At 69.3% G+C, this 23598-nt stretch carries 21 protein-coding genes; 10 read left to right on the forward strand and 11 right to left on the reverse strand.

What is annotated here, in order from left to right:
- Window positions 1-12 precede the first annotated feature (12 nt).
- From ABFX45_RS14215 to ABFX45_RS14230, 4 genes are read right to left on the reverse strand one after another with little or no spacing between them, the layout of a single operon-like run.
- A complete protein-coding gene (locus tag ABFX45_RS14215) occupies window positions 13-1326 on the reverse strand; it encodes a hypothetical protein (protein WP_346130207.1) in 1314 nt (437 codons plus the stop codon).
- A complete protein-coding gene (gene pelF, locus ABFX45_RS14220) occupies window positions 1323-2753 on the reverse strand; it encodes a GT4 family glycosyltransferase PelF (RefSeq protein WP_109635688.1) in 1431 nt (476 codons plus the stop codon). The genes ABFX45_RS14215 and pelF overlap by 4 nt, the downstream gene beginning before the upstream one ends.
- Complete coding sequence (locus tag ABFX45_RS14225) at window positions 2750-4837, reverse strand: Agd3-related carbohydrate-binding protein (RefSeq protein WP_109635690.1); 2088 nt, start codon at window positions 4835-4837, stop codon at window positions 2750-2752. The genes pelF and ABFX45_RS14225 overlap by 4 nt, the downstream gene beginning before the upstream one ends.
- Window positions 4834-6942: an Agd3-related carbohydrate-binding protein gene (locus ABFX45_RS14230; RefSeq protein WP_346130209.1), complete on the reverse strand. Its 2109-nt coding sequence runs from the start codon at window positions 6940-6942 to the stop codon at window positions 4834-4836. The genes ABFX45_RS14225 and ABFX45_RS14230 overlap by 4 nt, the downstream gene beginning before the upstream one ends.
- 653 nt (window positions 6943-7595) lie before the next feature.
- Here ABFX45_RS14230 and icmF point away from each other — a divergent pair.
- Window positions 7596-10802: a fused isobutyryl-CoA mutase/GTPase IcmF gene (icmF, locus tag ABFX45_RS14235; protein WP_346130211.1), complete on the forward strand. Its 3207-nt coding sequence runs from the start codon at window positions 7596-7598 to the stop codon at window positions 10800-10802.
- Between the two features lie 19 nt (window positions 10803-10821).
- Window positions 10822-11202, forward strand: a complete 381-nt coding sequence (locus ABFX45_RS14240; RefSeq protein WP_346130214.1) for a VOC family protein — start codon at window positions 10822-10824, stop codon at window positions 11200-11202.
- Between the two features lie 30 nt (window positions 11203-11232).
- Here ABFX45_RS14240 and ABFX45_RS14245 read toward each other — a convergent pair whose 3' ends face one another.
- Window positions 11233-11913, reverse strand: coding sequence for an MOSC domain-containing protein (locus tag ABFX45_RS14245; RefSeq protein ID WP_346130216.1), 681 nt, complete (start codon window positions 11911-11913; stop codon window positions 11233-11235).
- 4 nt (window positions 11914-11917) lie between these two features.
- Window positions 11918-12352, reverse strand: a complete 435-nt coding sequence (locus ABFX45_RS14250) for a nuclear transport factor 2 family protein (protein ID WP_346130218.1) — start codon at window positions 12350-12352, stop codon at window positions 11918-11920.
- A 21-nt stretch (window positions 12353-12373) separates the two neighbouring features.
- Between ABFX45_RS14250 and ABFX45_RS14255 the strand changes: the two genes are divergently transcribed.
- The 3 genes from ABFX45_RS14255 to ABFX45_RS14265 all read left to right on the forward strand — a co-directional run bounded on the left by ABFX45_RS14255 (window position 12374) and on the right by ABFX45_RS14265 (window position 15036).
- Complete coding sequence (locus ABFX45_RS14255) at window positions 12374-12997, forward strand: CGNR zinc finger domain-containing protein (RefSeq protein ID WP_346130220.1); 624 nt, start codon at window positions 12374-12376, stop codon at window positions 12995-12997.
- An 82-nt stretch (window positions 12998-13079) separates the two neighbouring features.
- A complete protein-coding gene (locus ABFX45_RS14260) occupies window positions 13080-14237 on the forward strand; it encodes a hypothetical protein (protein WP_112226055.1) in 1158 nt (385 codons plus the stop codon).
- A 124-nt stretch (window positions 14238-14361) separates the two neighbouring features.
- The gene (locus tag ABFX45_RS14265) at window positions 14362-15036 is read left to right on the forward strand and encodes a 3-keto-alpha-glucoside-1,2-lyase-like domain-containing protein (RefSeq protein ID WP_346130223.1); all 675 of its coding nucleotides are present in this window, start codon (window positions 14362-14364) and stop codon (window positions 15034-15036) included.
- A 67-nt stretch (window positions 15037-15103) separates the two neighbouring features.
- Here the strand turns inward: ABFX45_RS14265 and ABFX45_RS14270 are convergent, their stop codons facing one another.
- Entirely contained in the window at window positions 15104-15754 is a 651-nt protein-coding gene (locus ABFX45_RS14270; protein ID WP_109635711.1) for a hypothetical protein, read from the reverse strand.
- 158 nt (window positions 15755-15912) lie between these two features.
- Between ABFX45_RS14270 and ABFX45_RS14275 the strand changes: the two genes are divergently transcribed.
- The gene (locus ABFX45_RS14275; RefSeq protein WP_346130630.1) at window positions 15913-17484 is read left to right on the forward strand and encodes a GAF domain-containing sensor histidine kinase; all 1572 of its coding nucleotides are present in this window, start codon (window positions 15913-15915) and stop codon (window positions 17482-17484) included.
- Between the two features lie 45 nt (window positions 17485-17529).
- Here the strand turns inward: ABFX45_RS14275 and ABFX45_RS14280 are convergent, their stop codons facing one another.
- Complete coding sequence (locus ABFX45_RS14280; protein WP_109636458.1) at window positions 17530-18180, reverse strand: response regulator transcription factor; 651 nt, start codon at window positions 18178-18180, stop codon at window positions 17530-17532.
- An 83-nt stretch (window positions 18181-18263) separates the two neighbouring features.
- On the opposite strand from ABFX45_RS14280, the gene ABFX45_RS14285 reads away from it, so the two are divergent.
- The gene (locus ABFX45_RS14285; RefSeq protein WP_109635713.1) at window positions 18264-19067 is read left to right on the forward strand and encodes a universal stress protein; all 804 of its coding nucleotides are present in this window, start codon (window positions 18264-18266) and stop codon (window positions 19065-19067) included.
- Here the strand turns inward: ABFX45_RS14285 and ABFX45_RS14290 are convergent.
- Window positions 19054-19611, reverse strand: coding sequence for a YceI family protein (locus tag ABFX45_RS14290; protein WP_109635716.1), 558 nt, complete (start codon window positions 19609-19611; stop codon window positions 19054-19056). The two genes, ABFX45_RS14285 and ABFX45_RS14290, sit on opposite strands and share 14 nt — an antisense overlap.
- Window positions 19612-19705: 94 nt before the next feature.
- On the opposite strand from ABFX45_RS14290, the gene ABFX45_RS14295 reads away from it, so the two are divergent.
- Entirely contained in the window at window positions 19706-20239 is a 534-nt protein-coding gene (locus ABFX45_RS14295) for a MarR family winged helix-turn-helix transcriptional regulator (RefSeq protein WP_109635718.1), read from the forward strand.
- On the opposite strand, the gene ABFX45_RS14300 is transcribed toward ABFX45_RS14295, so the two are convergent.
- Window positions 20144-21088, reverse strand: coding sequence for a GlxA family transcriptional regulator (locus ABFX45_RS14300; protein WP_346130229.1), 945 nt, complete (start codon window positions 21086-21088; stop codon window positions 20144-20146). The two genes, ABFX45_RS14295 and ABFX45_RS14300, sit on opposite strands and share 96 nt — an antisense overlap.
- Before the next feature lie 71 nt (window positions 21089-21159).
- Here ABFX45_RS14300 and ABFX45_RS14305 point away from each other — a divergent pair, with 71 nt between their 5' ends.
- The gene (locus ABFX45_RS14305) at window positions 21160-21309 is read left to right on the forward strand and encodes a hypothetical protein (RefSeq protein WP_170154883.1); all 150 of its coding nucleotides are present in this window, start codon (window positions 21160-21162) and stop codon (window positions 21307-21309) included.
- Here the strand turns inward: ABFX45_RS14305 and ABFX45_RS14310 are convergent.
- Entirely contained in the window at window positions 21302-22426 is a 1125-nt protein-coding gene (locus tag ABFX45_RS14310; RefSeq protein WP_109635723.1) for a citrate/2-methylcitrate synthase, read from the reverse strand. The genes ABFX45_RS14305 and ABFX45_RS14310 overlap by 8 nt on opposite strands.
- 42 nt (window positions 22427-22468) lie before the next feature.
- Here ABFX45_RS14310 and ABFX45_RS14315 point away from each other — a divergent pair, with 42 nt between their 5' ends.
- Window positions 22469-23590 (forward strand): citrate synthase, encoded by a 1122-nt coding sequence (locus tag ABFX45_RS14315; protein ID WP_233439434.1) that lies wholly within the window; start codon window positions 22469-22471, stop codon window positions 23588-23590.
- Window positions 23591-23598: the final 8 nt, after the last annotated feature.

The following is a 23598-nucleotide window of genomic DNA, read 5'->3' on the forward strand; positions in this document are numbered from 1 at the left end:
GGAATCACTTCCTCATCGGTAGTGGCGGACCTGTCCGACGCTCCCGCGGAGCGCCACGAGCAAGAAGATCGACAACGCGGTGCAGGTGATCAGGAAGGCCGGCACGGGATCGGCGCCGAGCGCGACCGCCGTCACGTCACCGAGCAGGGCGGCGGACACGATCAGCGGCGCCGGCAGCGGGCCGGAGGTCCGGACGAGCACGAAGCCCAGGAAGAACGCACCGCCGAGCAGCACGTGCCCGTCGATCAGCAGGGCACCCGGCGACGTGAGCACACCGGAGACGCGCAGTGCCACGAGCAGGACGAGAGCGGCCGCGCCGAGTGCCGTCAGGCAGAAGCCCAGTTCCCGCAGCAACCCGCGCCAGATCGCCTGGTGGAAGTCGGCCGGCAGCGCGCACCGGCGCAGCTCCTGCGTCGCCAGCTCGAAGAACCGGTGGGCGCGCCACTCGACCACGCCCATCCCCAGCACCAACGGCGCCGCCGCGACCGCGAGGTCGAGTGCGCTGAGCACGTAGCGAGAGTCCGTGTACAGCAACAGGATCGCGCACAGCGCCGCGTACACGCTGCTGGGCAACGCGGTACCCAGCAGCGTCAACGCCCGGGGCGGGCGCACACCACCGGAGTCGTGGGCGGCACGCCCTGCCCGCCACGCGCCACCGACGGCGAGCAGCACCGTCACACCACCGAGCACCAACGCGATCCCGACGACCTCCGACACCAGGAACAGCACCCCGCCGGCACCGGCGGGCAGCACCGCCACCGCGAGCCGAACCTCCTCGCGGTGGAACAGGAGCACCCCGATCGCGAACTGCAGACCGGCCAACGCCAGCACGAACAACGCGGACCACCAGCCCAGCACCGCGGCCGCCGTCGTCGCCGCGACAGCCGTCCCCGCGGCACCGAGCCACCGCAACGACCTGGCCGCGGTGGCCGCAGCCCCGCCGCTCAGCAACCGGTGCGCGACGGCGCTCGCACCCGAGCCCCACACCCAGCTCACGGCGGTGGCGACGACCATCGCCCGCACGGCGGCCGGACCGCCCAGCACCGCGGCCACGGCGGGAAACACGGTCGTCGGCACGAGGTACAGCGGTCCGCGCACGGCGTGCAGCCACGTGGTGCCAGGGGAGTGGTCCTCGACGGCGACGCTCCCACGCGGCAACCGTTCGAACACCTCCTGCCCGAGCGCGAACACGTCGGCGCGCCCGTAGCGGTCCACCGCGACCTGGTCGGTGATGCCCTGGCTTTCCAGCAAGGCAGCCACCTGCAGCTCGTCCACCGGGTCGGGCAGCAGGCTCGCTACGCGCTCCACCAGCTCGTCGAGGATCACGGCGCGACCCCCGTCGTAGTGAGCTCGGCGTACCTCGCGCGGTAGCTGTCGTTCCACCGCTGCACGGTGAAGCGCTCGATCACCCGCTGGCGCGCGAGTCCGCCCAGCTTGCGCCGCAACACGTTGTCGGTGAGCAGCCGCACGCACGCCCGTGCGACCGCCTCGTGATCACGCGGCGGTACCACGAGACCCGCGTCGGCGACCGCCTCGCTGACCCCGCCGACGTCCGTGCACACCGGCGGTCTGCCGGTGGACATCGCTTCCACGACGGTGAACGGAAAGCCTTCCGACACACTGGTCAACGCGACGAGGTGGCCCGCGTGGTAGGCGTCGACCTGGCTCGGCACCAGTCCCTCGAACACCGCGCTGCCGGCGAGCCCGAGCTGGTCGACGAGCCGCACGCAGCTCGCGTGGTAGTCCTTGTTGGCCTCGGGCACCGGGCCGAAGACGCGCAGGCGCGCTTCCGGCAGCGCGCGGCGGACCTCGCCGAACGCCCTGATCAACGTGTGCAGGTCCTTGAGCGGGTCGATCCGCCCGACGAACACGATCGTCGGCACGTCGGGTTCTCCCGGCGCCACCGGGAACTCGGCGGGGTCGATGCCGTTGTACATCGTCCACATGCGACCGGAGTCGGCCCCGCTGTGCAGCTGCCACCGCCGGTTGTAGTCGGAGTGCGGCGTGAGCATGTCGCAGGCGCGGTAGGCGGCGCCCGCGAGCGCCCGGTGGAAGCTCAGCAGCACGACCTTCGCCGGCAGGGCGAGCGACTCGCCGACCGCGCCCAGATAGCGCTCACGCAGATACACGCCGTGCTCGGACATCAGCAACGGCGTACCGTGCGCCCACTTGGCCGCCAGACCCACCAACGCGCTCAACCCGTTCATCGCCAGGTGGCACACGTCCGCGCGGACAGGCGGGAACGACAACGGCCGCAACGAGTGTTCGAGCAGATCGGTCGCGATCACTGCGTCCTGCAACGAGATCGGCCCCTCGCCGCAGTCGTGCACAGCGCGGACCAGCCGCGCCACCGAGTCGTTGGACACCAGCGCCGCGCCGACGTCCGAGGTCTGCGCCAGGTCGAAGATCCGCCGCACCGCCCGCGCGAACTTCTCCGGGCTGCTGTCGGTGTGCGGGATGAACGACCTCAGAAAGGCCTCGTGCACTTCATCGAACCCGGCGGGCCTGCGACGCGCGCGCCGGGGTCGTCTACCCCACAGCGGCATGGTCACCACCTCGGTGAGGTTGGCGGGAGCGGGCCACCACGGCCGCTCGGTGCCGTCCACGGTCAGCGCGACGGTGGTGAAGGCGTGCTGCGGCATGCCCCGGATCAACTGGTCGCACCACAGGCTCACGCCGCCGGGGTGGAACGGGTAACACCCCTCGGACACGAGCGCGACGCGGAGCGGATCCTCGCTCGACAGGGTCGTCATGGGCGTGGGCTCGCCGTCAGCACCACGGTCTGGTTCGTCGCCAAGCCGATCTTCGCCACGGTGGCGGCGCCGTAGGTGTCGCTCTCGTCGGCGCCGCCCTGATCGGCCTCGGTCGCCTCCCGCTGCCGCACCCCGGTGAGGAAGAGGCTCCCGGCGGCACTCGGCACGTAGGTGATCGCGTCGGTGCTGCGGTCCCACACCGCGTCACGCCCGGCGTCCAGCGCGGCGAAGTGCGCGGTCCTCGCCTCCACGTACCGCGCCAGGGTCAGCCAGTCGGGCCCCAGCAGCGGAACCCGGTGCAGCGCCGCGTACTTCGCCACGGTCGCGTTGATCCAGTCGAACGCGAGCGAACGGCCCGGCGCGTACTCGCGGAGGTTTCCCTGGTGCAACGTGTGGGCGTACGCCGACCCGCTCATCAGGTGGCGCGCCGCCTCCTCGGCCTCCGTGTCGATCACCTGCTCGTAGGTCAGGTCGTGATCACGGTGGTCGTCCGCCTTGCCGTTGCGGCCGTACTGACGGTTGAAGAGGGCGGTCTGCTCCTCCGGGCTCGTCGCCTCGAAGTCGATGGCGGTCGGCCAGTCCGGCACGACGAGCAGCTCCGGCCGCAACGGGTGGTAGATCCCGCAGTTGCCGCACTTCGGCCGATGACCGGCGAAGGACATGTTGCCCTGCAGGTACTTCACCCCGGCGTCGTGCGCCGCGTCGAGCATCGCGCGGTTCGACCCGGTCAGACCGAAGTCCGTCGGCGGGTCGAGCGAGCCCGGATCCGGTGTGTACACGCCCAGTCCCGAGTACTCGGGCGTTTTGAGGACGCTCGCGGGGACGGGCAGCCCGGCCGCGGCGGCGATCGCGAGGTTCTCGCTGATCTCGGTCCGGCTCACGTCGTAGGAAAGGTGGTTCATCTGCGGGTGGGTGGCGGTGTGGTTGACCCAGCGGAACTCCCGCACCAGCTCACGCGAACAGCTGCTGAGCGAGTCCGGTGTGCCGGGGTCGTCACAGGACGCCGGCGCGTCCGGCTTCAGCCTGCTTCCGTTGAAGGGCAACGTGAGCGTGAACTCCGCGGCGACGGGATGGCGGGCGCGGAGATCGCGTTGTTGCGCGCTCGCGGCTTTGGCGTCGCTCCCGCTCAACCGGAACATGTCGGTGGTGCCGTCGGGGTGCTTGCGCGCGGTGGAGTTGAACCAGTCGTCGACGTCGACGGTGAACCAGTGCCGCTGTTCCCCGAGCAGGACGCCGCGAGCCGCCCACCGCACGAGCGACGGGCCGAGCAGGTGCGCCGTCGTGTCGTTGGCTCCCAACGAGAACGTCAGCGCGAGCCGTTCCCTGCCGTCCGGTGCCTTGCTCCGCACACCGAGCACCGCGTCCCCGGCCGTCAGCACGGGTTCGGCGGCACAACCGGGCGCGAGCCGCGCCCGGTGGACGTAGGACCGCAGGAGCGGGATCCGCGCGTCCGGCCTGAGGTGGTCGAAGACGGCGCTGCCCTCCGCGGACAGCGCCATCTCGACCGCGGTGCCGCCGACGGGGCCTTCGTCACCCACCCGCAGGCAGAGGTCCTCGGGGGACGTGCTCGGGTGGGTGTTCAGCGACACCTGCCGGACGCCGTACGTGCGCTCGTAGTCCCACAGGACCTCCCACTGTCCCGGGGTCAGCGCACTCGCGTACGTCCCGTCCGGCGCGGCTTTGAGCAGCGCGCTGCTGGTGAGCAGCACGCCGTTGTACCGGCCGGTGCCGTCCGGCCGGACCAGCCGGTCGGGCGTCAGCAGCTCGGTGCTCGCGTTCAGCACGTCGTAGGGCGTGCCGATGGTGTCCAGCACCGACTTCCAGGTCTCCAGCCCGAAGTCGCCCTCGCCCGTCGTGACCACGAGCTGCCGCAACGCCACGAGGTCACCGCGGCGGCCGGAGCCGACCGGTGCCTGTGCCGCGCGGACGGGCACGAACCGCTTGGCGGGCAACGGGTACGGCACCGGGTCGGCGGACTGGAGCGCCCTGCCCGCCCGGTCGGTGCCGGGCGGGCTGAGCACCGTGATCGTCGTGATGGCGAGCGCGATGGCCGCCAGCAGCGGACCGATCACCTTCGGCGTCATGGTCTGGGCACCGCTGTGGCGAGGACGGTGGTGCCTGCCGTGATCGGCAACCGGGTGATGAGCTCTGCCCCGTACCGGTCCGTCGTTCCGGACGCGTGCGTGACACCGGTGAGGAACAACGAACCGGTCGTCGTGCTCGTCCTCGTGACGGTGTTCGTGGCGCGGTCCCACACCGCGTCCGCGCCACCGCGGATCTCGGCGAAGTGGCTCGTGCGCGCGTCGACGTAGCGCGCGAGGGACGGCCAGTCGGGGTTGCGCAGCGGCACCGAGAACCGGGTGCTGTACCTGTCCACGACCGTCCGCAGCCAGTCGAACGTGAGGCTGCGGCCGGGGGCGAACTGGCGCAGGTTGCCCTGGTGCAGCGTGTGGGCGTACGCCGACCCGCTCATCACGTGCTGCAGCGCCACCTCGGACTCGTAGTTCAGCAGCTCGGGGTAGCTCAGATCGTGGTCGTAGTAGGGGAATCGCCCGTTCGGTCCGTAGAGGCTGTTGTAGAGCAACGTCTCCTCAGCCGGCGTGGTCACCTGGTAGCCGATGTTGGTCGGCCAGTCGGGCACGACGAGCAGCTCCGGGCGCAGGGGATGCCGGATGCCGCAGTTGAAGCAGGACGGGCGGTGGCTCTGGAACGACATGTTGCCGTGCAGGTAGCGCACGCCGACGTCCGCGGCGGCGGTGAGCATCGCCTGGTTGGACGCGCGGAGCCCGAAGTCGACCGGCGGCTCGGTGTCGGGAGCGTTCGGATCCGGGTGGTAGACACCGAGTCCGGAGTAGGCGGGGGTCTTGAGCACGTCGGTCGGCACGGTGAGCCCGGCCTGCCGTCCGATGGTGAGGTTGTCCGCGATCTCGCGGCGGCTCGTCGAGTAGTCGAGGAAGTTCATCTCCGGGTGCGACACGGTGTGGTTGACCCACCGGAAGTTGCCCTTGAGGCACTTCGAGTAGCTGGTGAGCGCGTCCGGCGTGCCCGAGCCCGAGCAGCGGGACGGTGCTGACGGCGTGAGGTCACCGCCGTTGTAGGGCAGGTTCAGGGTGAAGCCGGCGGTCGCCGGGTAGCCGGCGCGCAAGGCGTTCTGCTGCGCGTTGGTCCCGGCGGCGTCCGATCCGCTCAGCCGGAAGCCGGGATCGGTCTCCAGGTGACCGTCCGGGTAGAGGTGGTCGGTGCTGTTGAACCAGTCGTCGACGTCGACGTTGATCCAGTGCCGCAGCTCGCCGGTGAACACCCCGCGCGTCGCCCAGCGGACGAGCCCGTAGCCCAGCATGTCGGTCTGCGGCAGGAACTCGTTGGAGGAGAACGTCAACGCCGCGCGCTCGCGTCCGTCCGCCGAGGTGCCGACGACGCCGAGGACGTGATCGCCCACCATCAACGTCGGCTGCGCGGCGCAACCGGGTGCAAGTGTCGAGCGGTACACATAGGAAAAGGTGATGGGTACGTCCGCGTCGGCGACGAGACGGTCGAACACGCCGGCTCCGGCAGCGGTCAGCGTCGCGCTCAGCCCGCTGCCGCCGACGCTGCCCTCGACCCCGGGGCGAAGGCAGTAGTCCTCGGGGAACGTGCCCCAGGAGGTGTAGAGCGACACCTGCCGGATCCGGTGGTTGCGCTCGTAGTCCCACAGCGTCTGCCACTCCGCCGGCTCGAACGCGCTGACGTACCCGCCCGACCCGTCGGGTTGCAGCAGCGCGTTGTCGGTGAGCAGCACGGCGTGGTAGCGGCCGGTGCCGTCCGACCGCACCAGGCGATCGGCGGTCAGCTGCTCCGTTCGCGCGGTGAGCACGTCGTACGGCGTGCCGATCCGGTCGAGCACCGCCTTCCAGGTGGACAGGCCGAAGTCCGCGGAGTCGAGCGCGATCACCAGCACCCGCAGCGCGACCTTGCCGGTGCCGGCGACTCGTGACCTTCCCGGCTCGAGGGGGCCGTTCACCACGCGCAGCTTCGGCGGTGGCGGTGGTGCCGGCCGTGCGACGTCACCCCTGATGAGCCCGTGTCTGTGTCCGTGCTTGAGTCCGTGTCTGGCCGCGTCCTCCGCGGCTCCTGCGGCGGGTAGGCCGGCGAACGCCACCGCGGTCAGCGTGGCGAGGACGGACGCGATCCACTTCGTGCGTGCAGCCATGGCGGTTTCCTCGGGATTTTGGGCGCGCGGCACTGTCCGCGCGGAGCAGCGGTTTGTGTGGTGGATTGAATCCCGTGATGACGGCAGGAGTCATCGTCCGGGCAGCGGTCAGGCGGGATTGCGCAATTGACCTCCCCTGTCGGCGCGAAAGAAAAGATATGGCGAAAAGTTGTCCGGCGGTACCTCGTTTCGTGCGAAACGGAGGACTTTTCGGGAGCAACGTATGGGGCCGAACGGACTACTGGTGCGCAGGTGGAGGTGTACGAGCCGAGTGCTTCCGATGGAGTGCGGGGGCAGGGTTCCGGTTCGTTTCAGGGTCTTTCGACCCTTGCCCGAAGGGGTACCACCTCGCGCGCGTGCGCATACCCGTGTCGTGGAATACAAAACATCGGTGCTCGTTGCATTCGGCTGGTTCGCGCCAGTCCGGCGCGCATTCTCGGATCGGCGCGGTTTCGTTTTCTCCAACATATGGAATCATTGGCGCGATCCGCGAGTGGCCTCTTGGTTCCGCCGCGAATCGCCCTCGCGCAGCCGTCCTCGACTCCCGGTCGAGACCGTCCGTGCAGGGTCGACGGGGTGGCGGTTCGTGCTCGATTCAGAGACGTGAACCACCCTCGGTTGCACGTCCAATAGTAGGAAGTCAAACTATTCTCATGGCGACCACACTGCACAAGCCGGCGAACCCGGTCCGCTTTGTGACCGCGTCCAGCCTGTTCGACGGCCACGACGCGGCGATCAACATCATGCGGCGGATCCTGCAGTCGCAGGGTGCGGAGGTCATCCACCTCGGTCACAACCGGTCGGTGGCCGAGGTCGTCAACGCCGCGATCCAGGAGGACGTGCAGGGCGTCGCCATCAGCGCCTACCAGGGCGGGCACGTCGAGTACTTCTCGTACCTGGTGGAGCTCCTCAAAGAGCGCGGCGCCGGGCACATCAGGGTCTACGGCGGTGGCGGCGGCGTCATCGTGCCCGAGGAGATCGAGCTGCTGCACTCCCGCGGCGTCGCGCGGATCTTCTCGCCGCAGGACGGCCAGACGCTCGGCCTCGCGCGGATGATCAACCTGATGATCGAGGAGTGCGACCACGCGCTCACCGAGCCGTTCAGCCACGATGCGTTGCTGACGGGCGCGGACGAGGCCCTCGCGCGCGCAATCACGCACATCGAGGCCGGTCTGCCGGTCGAGCTGGAGACCACGCGCAAGGTTCCGGTGCTCGGCATCACCGGCACCGGCGGCTCCGGCAAGTCGTCGCTGACCGACGAGCTGGTGCGCCGCTTCCGGCTCGACCAGCAGGACAAGCTGCGCATCGCTGTGCTCGCGGTCGACCCGACGCGCCGCCGCGGTGGTGGCGCGCTGCTCGGCGACCGCATCCGGATGAACTGCCTCGACGGTGACCGCGTGTTCTTCCGTTCGCTGGCCACGCGCCGTGCGGGCAGCGAGATCCCGGACGGCCTGGAGCAGGCCATCACGGCGTGCAAGGCCTCCGGTGCCGACCTGGTCATCGTCGAGACGCCCGGTATCGGTCAGGGTGACGCGGCGATCGTGCCGTTCGTGGACTTCTCGCTGTACGTGATGACGCCGGAGTTCGGTGCCGCGTCACAGCTCGAGAAGATCGACATGCTCGACTTCGCCGACGCCGTGGCGATCAACAAGTTCGAGCGCCGCGGTGCCGAGGACGCGCGCCGCGACGTGGCGCGGCAGATGGTGCGCAACCGTGAGGCGTTCGGCGCCAAGTGGGAGGACATGCCGGTGTTCGGCACGTCCGCCGCGACGTTCAACGACGACGGCGTCACCGCGCTGTACCAGTTCCTGCGCGACGGGCTCGTCGAGCACGGTCTGGCCGTGGAGGCCGGTTCTCTCGCGCCGGTCAACGGCAAGACGTCGACTTCGGCGTCCACAGTCGTGCCCGCCTCGCGCGCTCGCTACCTGTCCGACATCGCCGACACCGTGCGCGGCTACCACCGCAAGACCGAGGAGCAGGTCGAGGCCGTCCGCACGCACACCCAGCTCACCGCCGCGCAGAGGGCGCTGGAGGCCGCGGGCAAGGGTGTCACCGACATCGCCGAGCTGGCGTCCGACGCCGAGCGCCAGGTCGACCGCGACACCGCGGACCTGCTGAGCGGCTGGGAGCAGATCCGCGAGCAGTACTCCGGCGACGAGCTCGTGTTCAAGGTGCGGGACAAGGAGATCCACACCAAGCTGACGCGGGAGACGTTGTCCGGCAACCAGGTCCGCCGTGTCAGCCTGCCGCGCTACGACGACGAGGGCTCGCTGCTGCGGTTCCTGCGCAAGGAGAACCTGCCGGGCTTCTTCCCGTACACCGCCGGCGTCTTCCCGTTCAAGCGCGAGGGTGAGGACCCGGCGCGCATGTTCGCCGGCGAGGGTGACGCGTTCCGGACCAACCGCCGCTTCAAGTACCTGTCCAAGGGCAACCCGGCCACGCGCCTGTCGACCGCGTTCGACTCGGTGACGCTCTACGGCCGCGACCCGGACACCCCGCCGGACGTCTACGGCAAGATCGGCACGTCCGGCGTTTCCATCGCCTCGCTGGACGACATGAAGGCGCTCTACGACGGCTTCGACCTCGTCGCGCCGACCACGTCCGTGTCGATGACGATCAACGGCCCCGCGCCGACGATCCTCGCCTACTTCCTGAACACGGTGATCGACCAGCAGGTCGACAAGTTCCGCGCGGAGCACGACCGCGAGCCGGACGCGGCGGAGTACGAGCAGCTGCGCAGGTTCGCGCTCGCCAACGTCCGCGGCACCGTGCAGGCCGACATCCTCAAGGAGGACCAGGGCCAGAACACCTGCATCTTCTCCACGGAGTTCTCGCTGCGCATGATGGCGGACATCCAGGAGTGGTTCATCCAGCAGCAGGTGCGCAACTTCTACTCGGTGTCGATCTCCGGCTACCACATCGCCGAGGCCGGGGCGAACCCGATCAGCCAGCTCGCCTTCACGCTCGCCAACGGTTTCACCTACGTCGAGTCGTACCTGGCGCGCGGCATGAAGATCGACGACTTCGCGCCGAACCTGTCGTTCTTCTTCTCCAACGGCATGGACGCCGAGTACAGCGTCATCGGCCGGGTGGCGCGGAGGATCTGGGCCGTGGCCATGCGCGACCGCTACGGCGCCGCCGAGCGCTCGCAGAAGTTCAAGTACCACGTGCAGACGTCCGGCCGCTCGCTGCACGCGCAGGAGATGGACTTCAACGACATCCGCACGACCCTGCAGGCGTCGTGCGCTCTGTACGACAACTGCAACTCCTTGCACACCAACGCTTACGACGAGGCGATCACCACTCCCACGGAGTCGTCCGTCCGCCGCGCGATGGCCATCCAGATGATCATCAACAAGGAGTGGGGCCTGTCCGCGAACGAGAACCCGCTGCAGGGCTCGTTCGTCATCGAGGAGCTGACCGACCTCGTCGAAGAGGCCGTGCTGATGGAGTTCGACCGCATCTCCGAACGCGGCGGTGTGCTCGGCGCGATGGAGACCGGCTACCAGCGCGGCCGCATCCAGGACGAGTCGATGCTCTACGAGCAGCGCAAGCACGACGGCTCGCTGCCGTTGATCGGCGTCAACACCTTCCTGCCCGAGGGCGGTGAGCGGGAGGTCGTGAAGATCGAGCTCGCCCGCGCCACGGAGGAGGAGAAGAAGTCGCAAGTCGAGCGCACACGTGCGTTCCAGGCGGCGCACCGCGACGAGGCGCAGAAGGTGCTCGCACGGCTGCGTGAGGTCGCGCAGACGAACGAGAACGTGTTCGCCGTGCTGATGGACGCCGCCCGCGTGTGCACGCTGGGGCAGATCACCGAGGCGTTCTTCGAGGTGGGCGGCCAGTACCGGCGCAACATCTGACGAGAGCGGAGCCGGTGCCGTGCATCGCAGCCGACTGTTCGGAATCTTCATCGACACACCCGTCGCACAAGCCGGTTCAGCGGCGGCCTTCTGGTCCGCCGCGCTGGGTGTCCCGGCGCGTCCGGTGGAGGGCGAGGAGCAGTTCACGGCTCTGGACGGCGCCGTCCCCGGCTTGACCGTCGACATCCAGGCGATCGACGAAGCACCGCGCTACCACGTCGACATCGAGACCGACGACGTGGCGGCGGAGGTCGCACGTCTGACCGCACTGGGCGCGGAGCCGGTCTCCCGCTGGCTCGAGTGCCACACCCTGCGCGCACCCGGCGGTCACCTGCTCTGCGTGGTGCCCGTGCACAGCGACCCCGAGACGTTTCGGAAGCTGGCACGACCCTGGCCGTGAACCTCGTCGAGGACCCGCCCGCGGATCCGTTCAGACGGCGTAGGGCCGGCCGACGATCCACCCGCCGACACGGGCGGGTACCTCGTCGGTCGGTACCAGCTCCACGGCGTCCCCGACGCTGACGGTGCCCGCCTGGATCACCCAGCTGTCCAGGCACAGCACGCCACCGAACTCGTGCCGGATCCGCCGGTGCACGTCCAGGTCCTGCGCACCGGTGTCCGGGTCGATCGTCGTCACGACGCACCGGCTGCGCTGCTTGAACATCCCGATCACGACGTCACCGACCACCAGCGCGTGGCCGGGCCAGGTCTCCTCCTCGCCGGGCTCGACCCCGCCGATGAGGATGTTGGGCCGCAGCCGCCGCACGTCGATCCCCGCCGCCGCGACCTGGCCGTCCGTGGCCACGAGGACGTTCAGCACGTCGAACCGCTCCGGGCCGGTGTAGCGGGTCAGCCGGCCGCCGTGGGGGAGGACCAGTGCGTGAGCCTCCCAGCTGTCCCAAGGATGTCCGTCGACGAGCGGGCCGTCCGGGCCGGTCGTCGCCGGGATGGTCAGCAGCCCGTACCGGGTGCGTCCGGTCAGGACTCCGCGCGGGCCCTGGACGTGCACGAGCCGGTCGCCTGCCACGCCGTTGTCGGTGAACTCGGCTTCCTGGAGCGGCTCACCGGCGAGCGACTTCACCGGGTAGCGCCACAACGCTTCGACGTGCATCTCGCTACTCCGTCGGGATGTCGTAGGTCGAGTCGGGGTCGATGCGGCGATCCTCGGCGGCGATCCGCACGTCGTTGATGCTCGCCTCGCGCCGACTCATGAGGCCACTGACGGCGAACTCCCAGTTCTCGTTGCCGTAGCTGCGCCACCACTGGCCCTCGTCGTCGTGCCACTCGTACTGGAAGCGCACGGCGATGCGGTTGTCGCCGTAGGCCCAGAGCGACTTCCGCAGCACGTACTCGTGCTCGCGCTCCCACTTCTTCGTGAGGAAGGCGACGATCTCAGCGGTCCCGCGGACGAACTCGGACCTGTTGCGCCACACCGAATCCGGCGTGTACGCGCTCGCGACGCGCTGCGGGTCGCGAGTGTTCCAGGCGTCCTGGGCGGCCCGGACCTTGAGCCGGGCGGTGTCGGCGTCGAACGGGGGGACGAGGTTCACAGGAGTCCTTCCAACGGTTGGGTGACGCTGCAAACGTTAGAACGTGAGTCTAACGGATGCAAGACCGTGTTACCGTTAGATGTGCTGACGCCCGACGAACCCCGTCCGGTCCTGCTGATGAACACCATCTGGGCCAACCGGTCACAGGTGCACGACGACCTGACCACCGTCAGTGCGCTGCGCGACTTCCTGGGCGTACCCGTGGATCAGGACGACCTGAAGGCCTTCCGGGCGCTGCGGCAGGCACTCCGCGACCTCGCCGGCGTGCTCACCGGGGACACGCGTGCGGTCGCGCAGAATCGTGACCTGGAGCGTGCTGTGGCGGAGGTGAACCGCGCTGCGAAGAGTGCGCGGCAGTGGCCACAGCTGGCCGTGCGCGACGGAGAACTGTTGCGGGACAAGGAAAGCGAAGGGTCGCCCGCGGACCGGGAGCGTGCCTCGATCGCTGCGGAGGCGGTGGAGCTGTTCACCGGCGAGGGCCGGGTTCTGTTGCGCGCCTGTTATGCACCGGGCTGCGTGCTGTACTTCGTGAAGGACCACTCGCGGCGGGAATGGTGTTCGCCGTCCTGCGGCAACCGGGTCCGCGCGGCACGACACTACCGGCGCAATCGGGGTGGATCGCCTGGTCCGAACGGGTTTTCCTGATCGCAGAGGCTAACCATGAGCCGCCCGCGTTCCGATAACCGGAGAACAGTAGGGCGCGCTTTTTGTGTGGTGGTGATCCGCGATGTCCCGAGAATCCGTGCCAGGCCACGACATCAGCTATCACCTCGTCTGCTTCGACGAGACCGGAAACGAGCGGGGGCGCGACAGCGCGGACGTCCTGTACGACGCCCGCCGCGGCGTCACCGACGTGTTCTTCTTCATCCACGGGTGGAACGGCGACGTCCCCGCCGCCCGGCAGCAGTACGGGCAGTGGATCAGGACGATGGCCGACTGCCGTGCGGAACGTGAGGCGGCGCACCGGCTTCCCGGCGGCTTCAAGTCGTTGCTCGTGGGCCTGCACTGGCCCTCGAAGGCTTGGGGCGACGAGGACGTCCGGTCCGACGAGTTCATCAAGGCCCAGGCTCAGCGCCTCGGGGGAGGCGCCGGGCGCACCGCCGCGGTGCGGACGATCGTCGAAGCCGCGCGGCAGCACCCCTGCCGGATGTCCGCGACGGTCAAGCAGGCCTACGACTACCTGGAGAGCTCGGTTCCCGACCTGCCGGGCGAGGACGGGATGGCGTTCGACGCCGAGCAGCTCTACCGGGCGTGCCTCGAGGACCCGGCGCTGGGCGGGATCCTGTCGCCGTTGCGGATCCTGACGTTCTGGAAGATGAAGCGGCGTGCCAAGGTGTTCGGCGAGAGCGGCGCGGCGCGGATCGCCCGCGACGTCGCCCAGGCTGCTCCGCACGCGCGCATCCACCTGATGGGCCACAGCTTCGGCTGCATCACCGCGACCGCCATGGCCAACGTGGTGCAGCCCGCGACGCTCACCCTGGTGCAGGGTGCGATGTCGCTGTGGTCGTTCGCGGAACGGCTGCCCGGCCAGGCCGGCTCCGGCTACTTCCGCGGCGTGCTCGGCCGGGTGCCGGGCCCGATCATCGTCACCACGTCCGCGCACGACCACGCCATCGGCAGGTTCTACCCGCTGGCCGCACGCTCGGGCCGGCAGGTCGACCTGGACGAGTACCCGAAGTACGGGGGCATCGGCGCGCACGGCGTGCAGGGCACCTACGCCCACGGCCACAACATCGGATCTCCCGGCGAACTGCTCAAGGGGCAGGTGCACAACGTCGACTGCACCTCCGTGATCCGCCGCATCGACGGAATCGCGGGCGCGCACAACGACATCTGCCACCCGGAGCTCGCCCGGCTGCTCTGGAGGGCGGTGCTGGCCCGGTAGGGGTTGTCCGTTTTCAGAAACACGCGTTTCCGTTGACTGCTCCGATGACCGCGCCCTACCGTGGGTGGACCGTCGCTGCCGAAAACCTCGGAGCCGAGGACGGTAACAGATGTTTCGTCGTCCATTGTGGATACTCGCTGCCCTCGTTCTGGCGCTCGTCGCTGGAACGACCCCCGCGCGAGCCGCGGATCCCGTGCTGGTGCCCGTCTTCGACGGCAAGACCCTCGACGGGTGGACCGCGCACGCCAAGGACGCGTTCGTCGTGAGGAACGGCGCGATCCACAGCCAGAAGAACGCCTCGCGCGGCTGGATCTACTACAACAAGCGGCAGTACAAGAGCTTCCGCTGGATCTTCAAGGTCCGCCAGGTCTCCGGCGACCACCAGCCGACCGTGCTGATCTGGGGCAAGGTCCAGACACCACCGTTGAACGGCCTCGGCGCGATCCAGTTCCAGCCGCCCAACGGTGGCGCGTGGGACTACCGGCCGGGCCACAACAACGGCGGCAAGGGCCTGTTCACCAGGTACCCGCACCCCCGTTGGGACATCAAGAAGTGGGCGCAGTGCGAGATCCTCGCCAACGGTGACACCGGGATCGCGCGCATGGCGTGCTGCCCGCTTCCCGACGGCGCGACCAAGTGCAAGGCGCAGGAGGTCCTGAAGTTCGAGGACAAGAAGGAACCCGCCGGCCGGGAGGCGCCGCTCGCCATCCAGATCCACAACAAGGGCATCGAGGACGAGTACAAGGACCTCGTCGTCGAGTCCCCGGTCGCGGACCCGGCGAAGTTCATCACCACGTAGGCGCTGGGCCGTGCCCGTCCCGCACAGCGTGTCAGCCGACCCCCGCGCGACGCGGGACGAGCACGGCCTACTCCGCGCCCAGCCGCAGAACCACCTGCGGCACCAGCGTGTTGCCGAGGCACGGGCGCAGGTCCGCGCGCAACGCGGGCAGGCTGATCGCGTCCGGCGCGGGGCTGACGGCGATCCCCACCGTCCCCGCGGTGAGCACCACGCGCTGCATCGCTTGCCCCGCACGGATTTCCGCCGCAGCACCCTGGTTGAACGTGCACAGCACCAGCTCGGTGCCGCCGTTCACGTGCAGCCAGGCGCGTTCCACCTCGGCCGCCCGCGACAGCAGCCCGCGCCAGGGGGCCACCCCGGGGAACGTCGTCCACGTGCGACGGTTCGTGCGCAACGCGTGCAGCAAGCTCAGCACGCCTGGGTCCGGCTCCTGGTAGCCGCCGAGCCGCACGGCCGCGGCCGCGTCGTTCGCGCTCGGGCCGGGCAGCAATGTCACCAGAGGACGGATGCCGTGGCCCTGCAACGCCAGCCGGACGTTGAGCAGCGCGACTCCGCAGTTGATCCGCGTTTCCCTGCTGTGCGGGGTCGCGGTGTGCAGTTCGATCTGCTCGGGACGGACCTCGAACCGGACGCCTCCGGCCGAGTCTCTCGCCAGGGCGAGGACGCCGCGCACGTCCTCACCCGCGAGTCCGAGTGAGTCGGGCACGGCGATCGTCATGCTCACACTGTCGGGCCGGGGCGGCGGGGCCGTCCACGGTCGAAGGTCCTCTTTTGGTAGGGCCGTGCGATGCTCAAAAGTGTGCGAATCTAGTCGGCGTGCCTGATCTGCCTGGTCGCCGGGGCCTCGACGAGCTGCTCGACGAGGTGCGAGACCGCATGGACGAGATCGTCACCACCCGTGACCACATGCAGGAGCTGCTCGGCGCCGTCCTCGCGGTCGCGTCCGGGCTGGAGCTCGACTCGACGCTGCAGCGCATCGTCCAGGCCGCCGTCGACCTCGTCGGCGCCCGCTACGGCGCGCTCGGGGTCCTCGGCACGCGCGACGACCTGGCCGAGTTCGTCTACGTGGGCGTGGACGAGGAAACGAGCGCGACCATGGGGCACCTGCCGGAGGGAAAGGGCTTGCTCGGGCTGCTCATCAAGGATCCGACGCCGTTGCGGCTGCGCGACCTGTCCCAGCACGACATGTCCGTCGGCTTCCCGCCGAACCACCCGCCGATGCACAGCTTCCTGGGCGTGCCCGTACGCGTGCGCGACGAGGTGTTCGGCAACCTCTACATGACCGAGAAGATCGACGCGGCCGAGTTCACCGCCGACGACGAGGCGGTGCTCCAGGCACTGGCGGCGGCCGCGGGCATCGCGATCGAGAACGCCAGGCTGTTCGAGCGGTCCCGGATGCGCGAGCGGTGGCTGGAGGCGATCGGCGAGGTCAACTCCGAGCTGCTCGGCGGCGCGTCCGGCGAGTACGCGCTGCGGCTGATCACCCAGCGGACCGTCGAGCTGGCCGGTGCCGACGCCGCCCTCGTCGTGCTCGGCGACGGCCGGCACGAGCCGCTGACGGTCGCGGCGAGCGCGGGCATCAGGATCGAGGACTTCAACGCCTCCGACTACGCGGTCGACGAGGTCATCCGCTCCGGCGTCCCGCTGCTGGTGGACGACCTGGGCTCGGCGTTCGGCCCCGTGCTGGCGGTGCCGCTGCGGTCGGGACCGGTCGTCACGGGCGCGCTCGTCGTGTTGCGCAGGGCCGGCGAGTCGCGGTTCCTGCCCGACCAGGTGCCGGTGCTGGCGTCCTTCGCGGACCAGGCGGCGGTCGCGCTGGAGTTCGCCGAGCAGCAACGCTCGCAGCGGCTGCTCGACGTGCTGGAGGACCGCGACCGCATCGCACGCGACCTGCACGACCACGTCATCCAGCGGCTGTTCGTCACGGGCCTGACGCTGCAGGCCACGATGCGGCGGATCACCGAGCCCGAGGTCGCCGCGCGCCTGCAGACCGCGGTGGAGCAGCTGGACGAGACCGTGCGGGAGATCCGCACGTCCATCTTCGACCTGCACTCGACCGACAACACCTCCCTGCGCCGCAGGCTTCTGGACCTCGTGGCGGGCCTGACCGAGTCGACCCACCTGTCACCGGCGGTGCGGATGTCCGGCACCGTCGACAACTCCGTGCCGCCAGAGCTCGCCGAACACGTCGAGGCGGTGGTGCGCGAGGCCGTCACGAACGCCGTCCGGCACGCATCCGCCACGGAGCTGACCGTCCTCATCGACGCCGGTGAGGACGTCGTGATCACCGTGCAGGACAACGGGATCGGCGTCCCGCCCGACACCGCGCGCAGCGGCCTGCGCAACCTGGCCCGCCGCGCCGAGAAGTTCGGCGGCACGCTCTCGGTGCGGGGAACCGAGGGCGGTGGCGCCTGCGTGGTCTGGCGGGTGCCGCTCCCGGTCACGTGAACGCGTGGGCCGGCGGGTGTCCACCGACCAGTTCACTCGAAAGGGTCAGCGGGGTTTCTCGCCGTCCTTGCGGAACTGGGAGGCGAACACGGCGGCCTGGGTGCGGCGCTGCATGCCGAGCTTCGCGAGCAGGTGCGACACGTAGTTCTTGACGGTCTTCTCCGCGAGGAACATCCGCTCGGCGATCTGCCGGTTCGTCAGGCCCTCGCCGATGAGGTCGAGCACCGTGCGCTCCTGCTCGCTGAGCATGCGCAGCGGGTCTCCCTCCTCGCGTTCGCGGCGAATGCGGTTCAGCAGGGCGGAGGTCGTGCGAGCGTCGAGAAGGGACTGTCCAGCCGCGACGGTGCGAACCGCGTTGACCAGGTCGGCGCCCAGGATCTGCTTGAGCACGAACCCGGACGCGCCCGCCATGATCGCGTCGAACAGGGCCTCGTCGTCCGCGAAGCTCGTCAGCATCAGACACTGCAGGCCGGGGATCCGGCTGCGCAGCTCGCGGCACAGTTCGATGCCGTTGCCGTCGGGCAGCCGGATGTCGAGCACCGCCACATCGGCCTGGGCTCCTGGCACCTTGGCCAGCGCCTCCGTGACCGACGCGGCGTCACCGACCACCTCCAGATCGGACTCCTCACCGAGCAGGTCCGCGATGCCGCGGCGGACGATCTCGTGGTCGTCGACGAGGAAAACGCGCGTCGCCATCCGGTCACGGTAGCCCAAAGACTCTGCCAGGAGGGGACCAACGGCACGCGGCCCGCTACGACGATCGGGCCTACTTTGGGATCATGAGCGGTCTTCCTGTGGTCGTCGGTGTCGACGGTTCCTCGTCCGCGCTGGCCGCGGTGGCGTGGGCGGCTCGGGCGTGCGTGCGGCACGATGCTCCGTTGCGGCTGGTGCACGCGTACACGCTGCCGACGCGCGGCTATCCCGAGGTCATCTCATCGGCGCGTGAGTTGCGCTCGGCGATGTACGACCAGGGGCGGATGTGGCTCTCTCAGGCCGTTGCCGTCGCACGTGCAGAGGCACCCGATGTGCCTGTCGAGCACGACCTGCGCATGGAGCACCCCACGCCCGTGTTGCTCGCGGAGTCGACACGCGCGCGGGAAGTGGTGGTGGGGTCGCACGGGCTGGGCGGGTTCACCGGGGCGTTGGTGGGCTCAACGGCCGTGGCGCTGTCGGTGCACGGTGAGTGCCCCGTCGTCGTCGTGCGCGGGCAGCAGCACGACGGGCCTGTGGTGGTGGGCGTCGATCTCTCGCCCGGCTCGGACCCGGCGCTGGGCTTCGGGTTCGAGGAGGCGGCGGCCATGGGCGTGCCGCTGGTGGCGGCGCTGGCTCAGGTGGACGAGCCGTCCTCGTCGCTGAACGCGCGACTGTCCGGGTGGCTGCAGAAGTACCCGGACGTCGCGGTGGAACAGCTCGTGGTGGGGGAGCGGCCGATCCCGTCGCTGCTGGAGCTCGGGGAGCGGGCCGGACTGCTGGTGGTGGGTTCGCGGGGGCGTGGCGGATTCGCCGGGATGCTGCTCGGGTCCACCTCGCAGGCCCTGATCTACCACGCCCCGTGCCCGGTGGCCGTCGTCAGGCCTGCTTGACCGCGGAGATCTCGAACTCGAGGACGATCTTCTCGCCCACCAGGACGCCGCCGGTCTCGAGCGGGGCGTTCCAGGTCACGCCGTAGTCCTTGCGGTTGATCGTGTGCGAGCCCTCGAAGCCCACGCGGGTCTGGCCGTACGGGTCGACGGCGACGCCCTCGAACGCGAACGGGATGGTGATGTTCTTCGTGATGCCCTTGATGGTGAGGTCACCGGAGATCTCGAAGTTGTCGTCGTCGACCTGCTTGGCGGAGGTCGAGACGAACTTGATCTCCGGGTAGGTCTCGGCGTCGAGGAAGTCGTTGGTGGCCAGGTGACCGTCGCGCTGCGCGTTGCGGGTGTCGATGCTCGCGACCTTCAGGGTCACCTCGGCGGTGGTGTTCTCCGGCTTGTCACCGTCGATGTTGATCTTGCCGTCGAACTCGTTGAACGCGCCGCGCACCTTGGTGACCATCGCGTGGCGGGCGACGAAACCGATGCGGGAGTGCGAGGCGTCGATGACGTAGGCGCCGGTCAGCTCGGAGAGGTTGGTGGCGGTGGTCATGGTGTTCAGTCCTTCGGTCGGGGCATTTGGTTGAAGTGTCATCCACCTTGCCCGAACGTGGATGATGTGTCAACTATTCCCGTATGCTGAACCGGTGACACGATGGCTGGAGCCCGAACAGCAGCGGGCGTGGCGTGCCTACGTCCGCATGCAGGGTGAGCTCAACGCGCACTTGAACAGGCAGATGTCGGTCGACTCCGAGATCTCGATGGCCGACTTCGCCGTGCTGGTGCAGCTCACCGACACGCCGGACGGGCGCGTGCGCGTGCTGGAGCTCGCACGGTTCTTGCACTGGGAGAAGAGTCGCATCTCACATCACGTGGCCCGGATGGAGAAGCGCGGCCTGGTGCGCAGGGAGAACTGCAGCAGTGACGGGCGCGGGTCGTTCGTCGTGCTGACCGACCAGGGCCGGTCCGCGATCGAGGCGGCCGCGCCCGCGCACGCCGAGACCGTGCGGGCACTGGTGTTCGACCAGCTCACCGACGCCGAGGTCGAGAGTTTGCGCGAGATCTCCGAGAAGATCTTCACCCGCCTAACGACAGGCGAATGTGCGGCGGTAATCGCTCGGTGCGACGCCGACGACCCGATGGAAGTGGTGCCGGAGGAGAGCGGCCGTTCCGAAGCCTGACCTGGCGGCGACCGCGTCGACGTCCAGATCGGTCTCTTCGAGAAGCCTGCGCGCGTGCAACACCCGCTGGAGCGACAGCCACTTGTTCGGGGTGGTGCCGGTCTCCGCGACGAACTTGCGCGCGAACGTCCGCTCGGACATGACGGCGAGCTTCGCCATGGACGCCACCGTGTGGTTCTCCGCGATCGTGTCGAGCACCCGCTCCAGCACCGGTTCGAGGCTGTCGGTGCTGCACTCCGGGATCGGGAGCTCCACGAACTGCCGCTGACCACCGTCGCGCTGCGGTGCCACGACCATCCTGCGCGCGATCGTGTTGGCGACCTTGGTGCCGAGCTCTCGCCGGACGAGGTGCAGGCAGGCGTCGATGCCCGCGGCCGTGCCGGCGCTGGTGATGATGTTGCCGTCGTCCACGAACAGCACGTCCGGGTTGAGCTGTGCCTTGGGGAATCGCTCGCGGAACAGCCGCGCCTCACGCCAGTGCGTGGTGCAGTGCCGGTCGTCGAGCAGTCCGGCCGCGCCGAGGATGAACGCCCCGCTGCAGACGCTGAGCAGCGTCGCGTCGGTCTCTCTCAGCGCTTTGACCAGCTTCTCCGGGTAGTGCTCGCGAACGCGTGCGGCGGGGAGCGCGACGAGGTCGACGCTCTGCAGCGCGTCGAACCCGTGCTCCGGCGTGATGGAGACCCCGCGGATGCTCGTCGGTACCGGCTCGTTCGGGAACTCGCCGCACACCCGGAAGTCGATGGGCGGCACGCCCTCCTCGGTCCGGTCGATGCCGAACACCTCGCAGAGCAGGCCGAACTCGAACGGCGCAACGCCGTCGATCAGCGGAACCGCCACCGATTGCAGCATGGCAGGATTTTAGCGTGCCACGTCAGATCTGCCACTGTTGGCAGGATCTGGTAGCTCACAAACTTAGTGCCATGACTCTCGTGGCGATCCTCTTGGTTCTGGCAGTTGTCTCCGTCTGGCTCGACCGGCACCGCGACCGCAACGCGGGCCTGGCGGGCTCGACCGACGTCACCGACCGCGACCGCATCCGCGTGTACGACGACCTGCGTTACCTCACTTGATCCGCGTTGACCCGATTCGGGGTGCTGGACCCGTGTACCGGGCGACCGGGCGGATGATCTTCGTGTCCTCAGACTGTTCGAGCGCGTTGGCACACCACCCGATCACCCGGCTGCACGCGAACGTCGGCGTGAACATCTCGCGCGGAATGCCGCACAGCTCCATCACCACGCCGGCGTAGAACTCCACGTTCGCGTACAGCTGCCGGCCGGGCTTGAGCTCCTGCAGCAGCTCGGTGACCCGGCGCTCCACGGTGACGGCGAAGGTGGTGAGCTCGTTCGGGTGCTGGAGCGCGATCTCCTTGAGCAGGCGCGCCCGCGGGTCCTCCGTCTTGTAGACGGCGTGGCCGAACCCCATGATCCGGTCGCCCTGTTCGATGCGGTCGCGGACCCAGGCGTCGATGTTGTCCGGCGTCCCGATGAGGTCGAGCGCCTCCAGCGCCCGATCGGGGGCGCCGCCGTGCAGCGGTCCGGAGAACGTCCCGATCGCCGCCGTCACCGCCGACACGACGTCCGCACCCGCACTGGCGACAACGCGCGCGGTGAACGTCGACGCGTTGAACCCGTGGTCGATCGTGGCGATCAAGTACTGCTCGACAGCACGGCTCGTCCACGTTGACGGCTCCAGTCCAGTCAACATGTACAACCAGTTCGCTGACGTTGACAAATCAACCCTGGGGTTGACCGGATCAAGTCCCAGCTTGAGCCGGTGCAGTGCCGCAAGGATCGTCGGCGTCATCGCGCTGATCCTGAGCGCGTCCGCCTTTCTGCTGCTCATCGGCGCGTCCCACATCGGCTGGCTCGGCAGCATCGACAGCGCCGTCCTGAGTCCCGCCAGCGCCGTGCACCCCGACCGTGCGATCGCCGGCAGCACCTCGCTGACGGTCTTCGGCAACTCCCGGAGTTGTGCGGTCTGCGCACCGAAGAGCGCGGACTCGTCGGCAGTGGGCAGTCGACCCTCGACGAAGAGGAACCACACGTCCTCGAACGACCGCGTCCTGGCCAGCTCGATCGCGTCGTGCTCGCGGTAGTGGTAGTAGCCCGCGGCCCCGTTCACGTCCCCGATCAGGGTCGTGGTGACGACGACGTCTTTAAGCCCTTTGGGTGCATCAATCAACATGTACAACAGGCTCCGTCAACATGTCTTGTATAGTCAATGTTGATGGAATCAATGTTGACGACCAATCAAGCCGCCCGCCGCCTGGGCGTCAAACCGGCGACGGTGTACGCCTACGTCAGCCGCGGCCTGCTGACCAGCCAGAAGGTCAACCGCCAGAGCATGTTCGGCGTCGCCGAGGTGGAGGCCCTGGCTCAACGTACTGGTGCGCGCGGAGCAGTGGCTGCTGTGACCGATCGCATCCGCACCCGCATCTCCCTGCTGGAGAACGACCGCCTCTACTACCGCGGCCGCTCGGTCCCCGAGCTCTCCAGCACCAAGCGCTTCGAAGACGTGGCCCACTGGCTCTGGACGTCGATCGACACCGTCGGCATGCAGTTCCCGGAGGGCCAGGAAATCTGGATGGCCCTCCCCGGAAGCGCCACCCTGACCGACCGCATCCGCGTGGCCGTGGCCCTCGCGAGCGCCGGCGACCCCCTGCGCTTCGACCTCGACCGAGCCGTCTCCACAGCCAAGGCCATGATCGCCGACGTCGTCGAGTCCCTCCCCCTGCTCGGCAAGCCGCAGGGCACCGACATCGCCGAACGCCTGTGGGCCCGCCTCTCGCCGGAGCCCGCGCAACCCGACCTGCTCAACGCCGCCCTGATCCTGCTGGCCGACCACGACCTGGCCATCTCGACGATGGCCGCCCGCGTGGCCGCCTCGGCCCACGCCCACCCGTACGCGGTGGTGTCGGCCGGTCTGGGCGCGATGGAGGGGCAGAAGCACGGCGCCGCCACGACGATCGCGCACCGGTTCCTCGCCCAGGCCGAGGGCGATCCGATGGGCGCGGTCGCCGAACACCTGCGGTCCGGTCACCCGATTCCCGGCTTCGGGCATCGGGTCTACGAGCGGCGCGACCCGCGCGCCGACCACCTGCTCGCGCTGCTGCGCAGCCACGGCGACCTGGTGGCGGACAAGATCATCGCCACGCAGCAGCAGACGTTCCCGAACATCGACCTGGCGCTGGCCCAGCTCGGGCTGATGTTCAAGATGCCGCCGGACGCGGGAGAGGCGATCTTCGCGATCGCCCGGATCGTGGGGTGGATCGCGCACGCGATGGAGGAGTACCTGGAGCCGGGCCTGAGGTTCCGCACGCTGGGCGTGTACACGGGCGACCGTCCGTAGCGATCCGG

The sequence above is a fragment of the Lentzea roselyniae genome, assembly GCF_039537795.1.
Taxonomy (GTDB): Bacteria; Actinomycetota; Actinomycetes; order Mycobacteriales; family Pseudonocardiaceae; genus Lentzea; species Lentzea atacamensis.

Coding starts and splice junctions, on each gene's coding strand:
- pelF (WP_109635688.1), bottom strand. CDS start 2,753: ATGACGACCCTGTCGAGCGAGGATCCGCTCCGCGTCGCGCTCGTGTCC.
- ABFX45_RS14225 (WP_109635690.1), bottom strand. CDS start 4,837: ATGACGCCGAAGGTGATCGGTCCGCTGCTGGCGGCCATCGCGCTCGCC.
- ABFX45_RS14230 (WP_346130209.1), bottom strand. CDS start 6,942: ATGGCTGCACGCACGAAGTGGATCGCGTCCGTCCTCGCCACGCTGACC.
- icmF (WP_346130211.1), top strand. CDS start 7,596: ATGGCGACCACACTGCACAAGCCGGCGAACCCGGTCCGCTTTGTGACC.
- ABFX45_RS14245 (WP_346130216.1), bottom strand. CDS start 11,913: ATGCACGTCGAAGCGTTGTGGCGCTACCCGGTGAAGTCGCTCGCCGGT.
- ABFX45_RS14260 (WP_112226055.1), top strand. CDS start 13,080: ATGTCCCGAGAATCCGTGCCAGGCCACGACATCAGCTATCACCTCGTC.
- ABFX45_RS14270 (WP_109635711.1), bottom strand. CDS start 15,754: ATGACGATCGCCGTGCCCGACTCACTCGGACTCGCGGGTGAGGACGTG.
- ABFX45_RS14275 (WP_346130630.1), top strand. CDS start 15,913: ATGGACGAGATCGTCACCACCCGTGACCACATGCAGGAGCTGCTCGGC.
- ABFX45_RS14280 (WP_109636458.1), bottom strand. CDS start 18,180: ATGGCGACGCGCGTTTTCCTCGTCGACGACCACGAGATCGTCCGCCGC.
- ABFX45_RS14285 (WP_109635713.1), top strand. CDS start 18,264: ATGAGCGGTCTTCCTGTGGTCGTCGGTGTCGACGGTTCCTCGTCCGCG.
- ABFX45_RS14290 (WP_109635716.1), bottom strand. CDS start 19,611: ATGACCACCGCCACCAACCTCTCCGAGCTGACCGGCGCCTACGTCATC.
- ABFX45_RS14300 (WP_346130229.1), bottom strand. CDS start 21,088: ATGCTGCAATCGGTGGCGGTTCCGCTGATCGACGGCGTTGCGCCGTTC.
- ABFX45_RS14305 (WP_170154883.1), top strand. CDS start 21,160: ATGACTCTCGTGGCGATCCTCTTGGTTCTGGCAGTTGTCTCCGTCTGG.
- ABFX45_RS14310 (WP_109635723.1), bottom strand. CDS start 22,426: ATGTTGATTGATGCACCCAAAGGGCTTAAAGACGTCGTCGTCACCACG.
- ABFX45_RS14315 (WP_233439434.1), top strand. CDS start 22,469: ATGGAATCAATGTTGACGACCAATCAAGCCGCCCGCCGCCTGGGCGTC.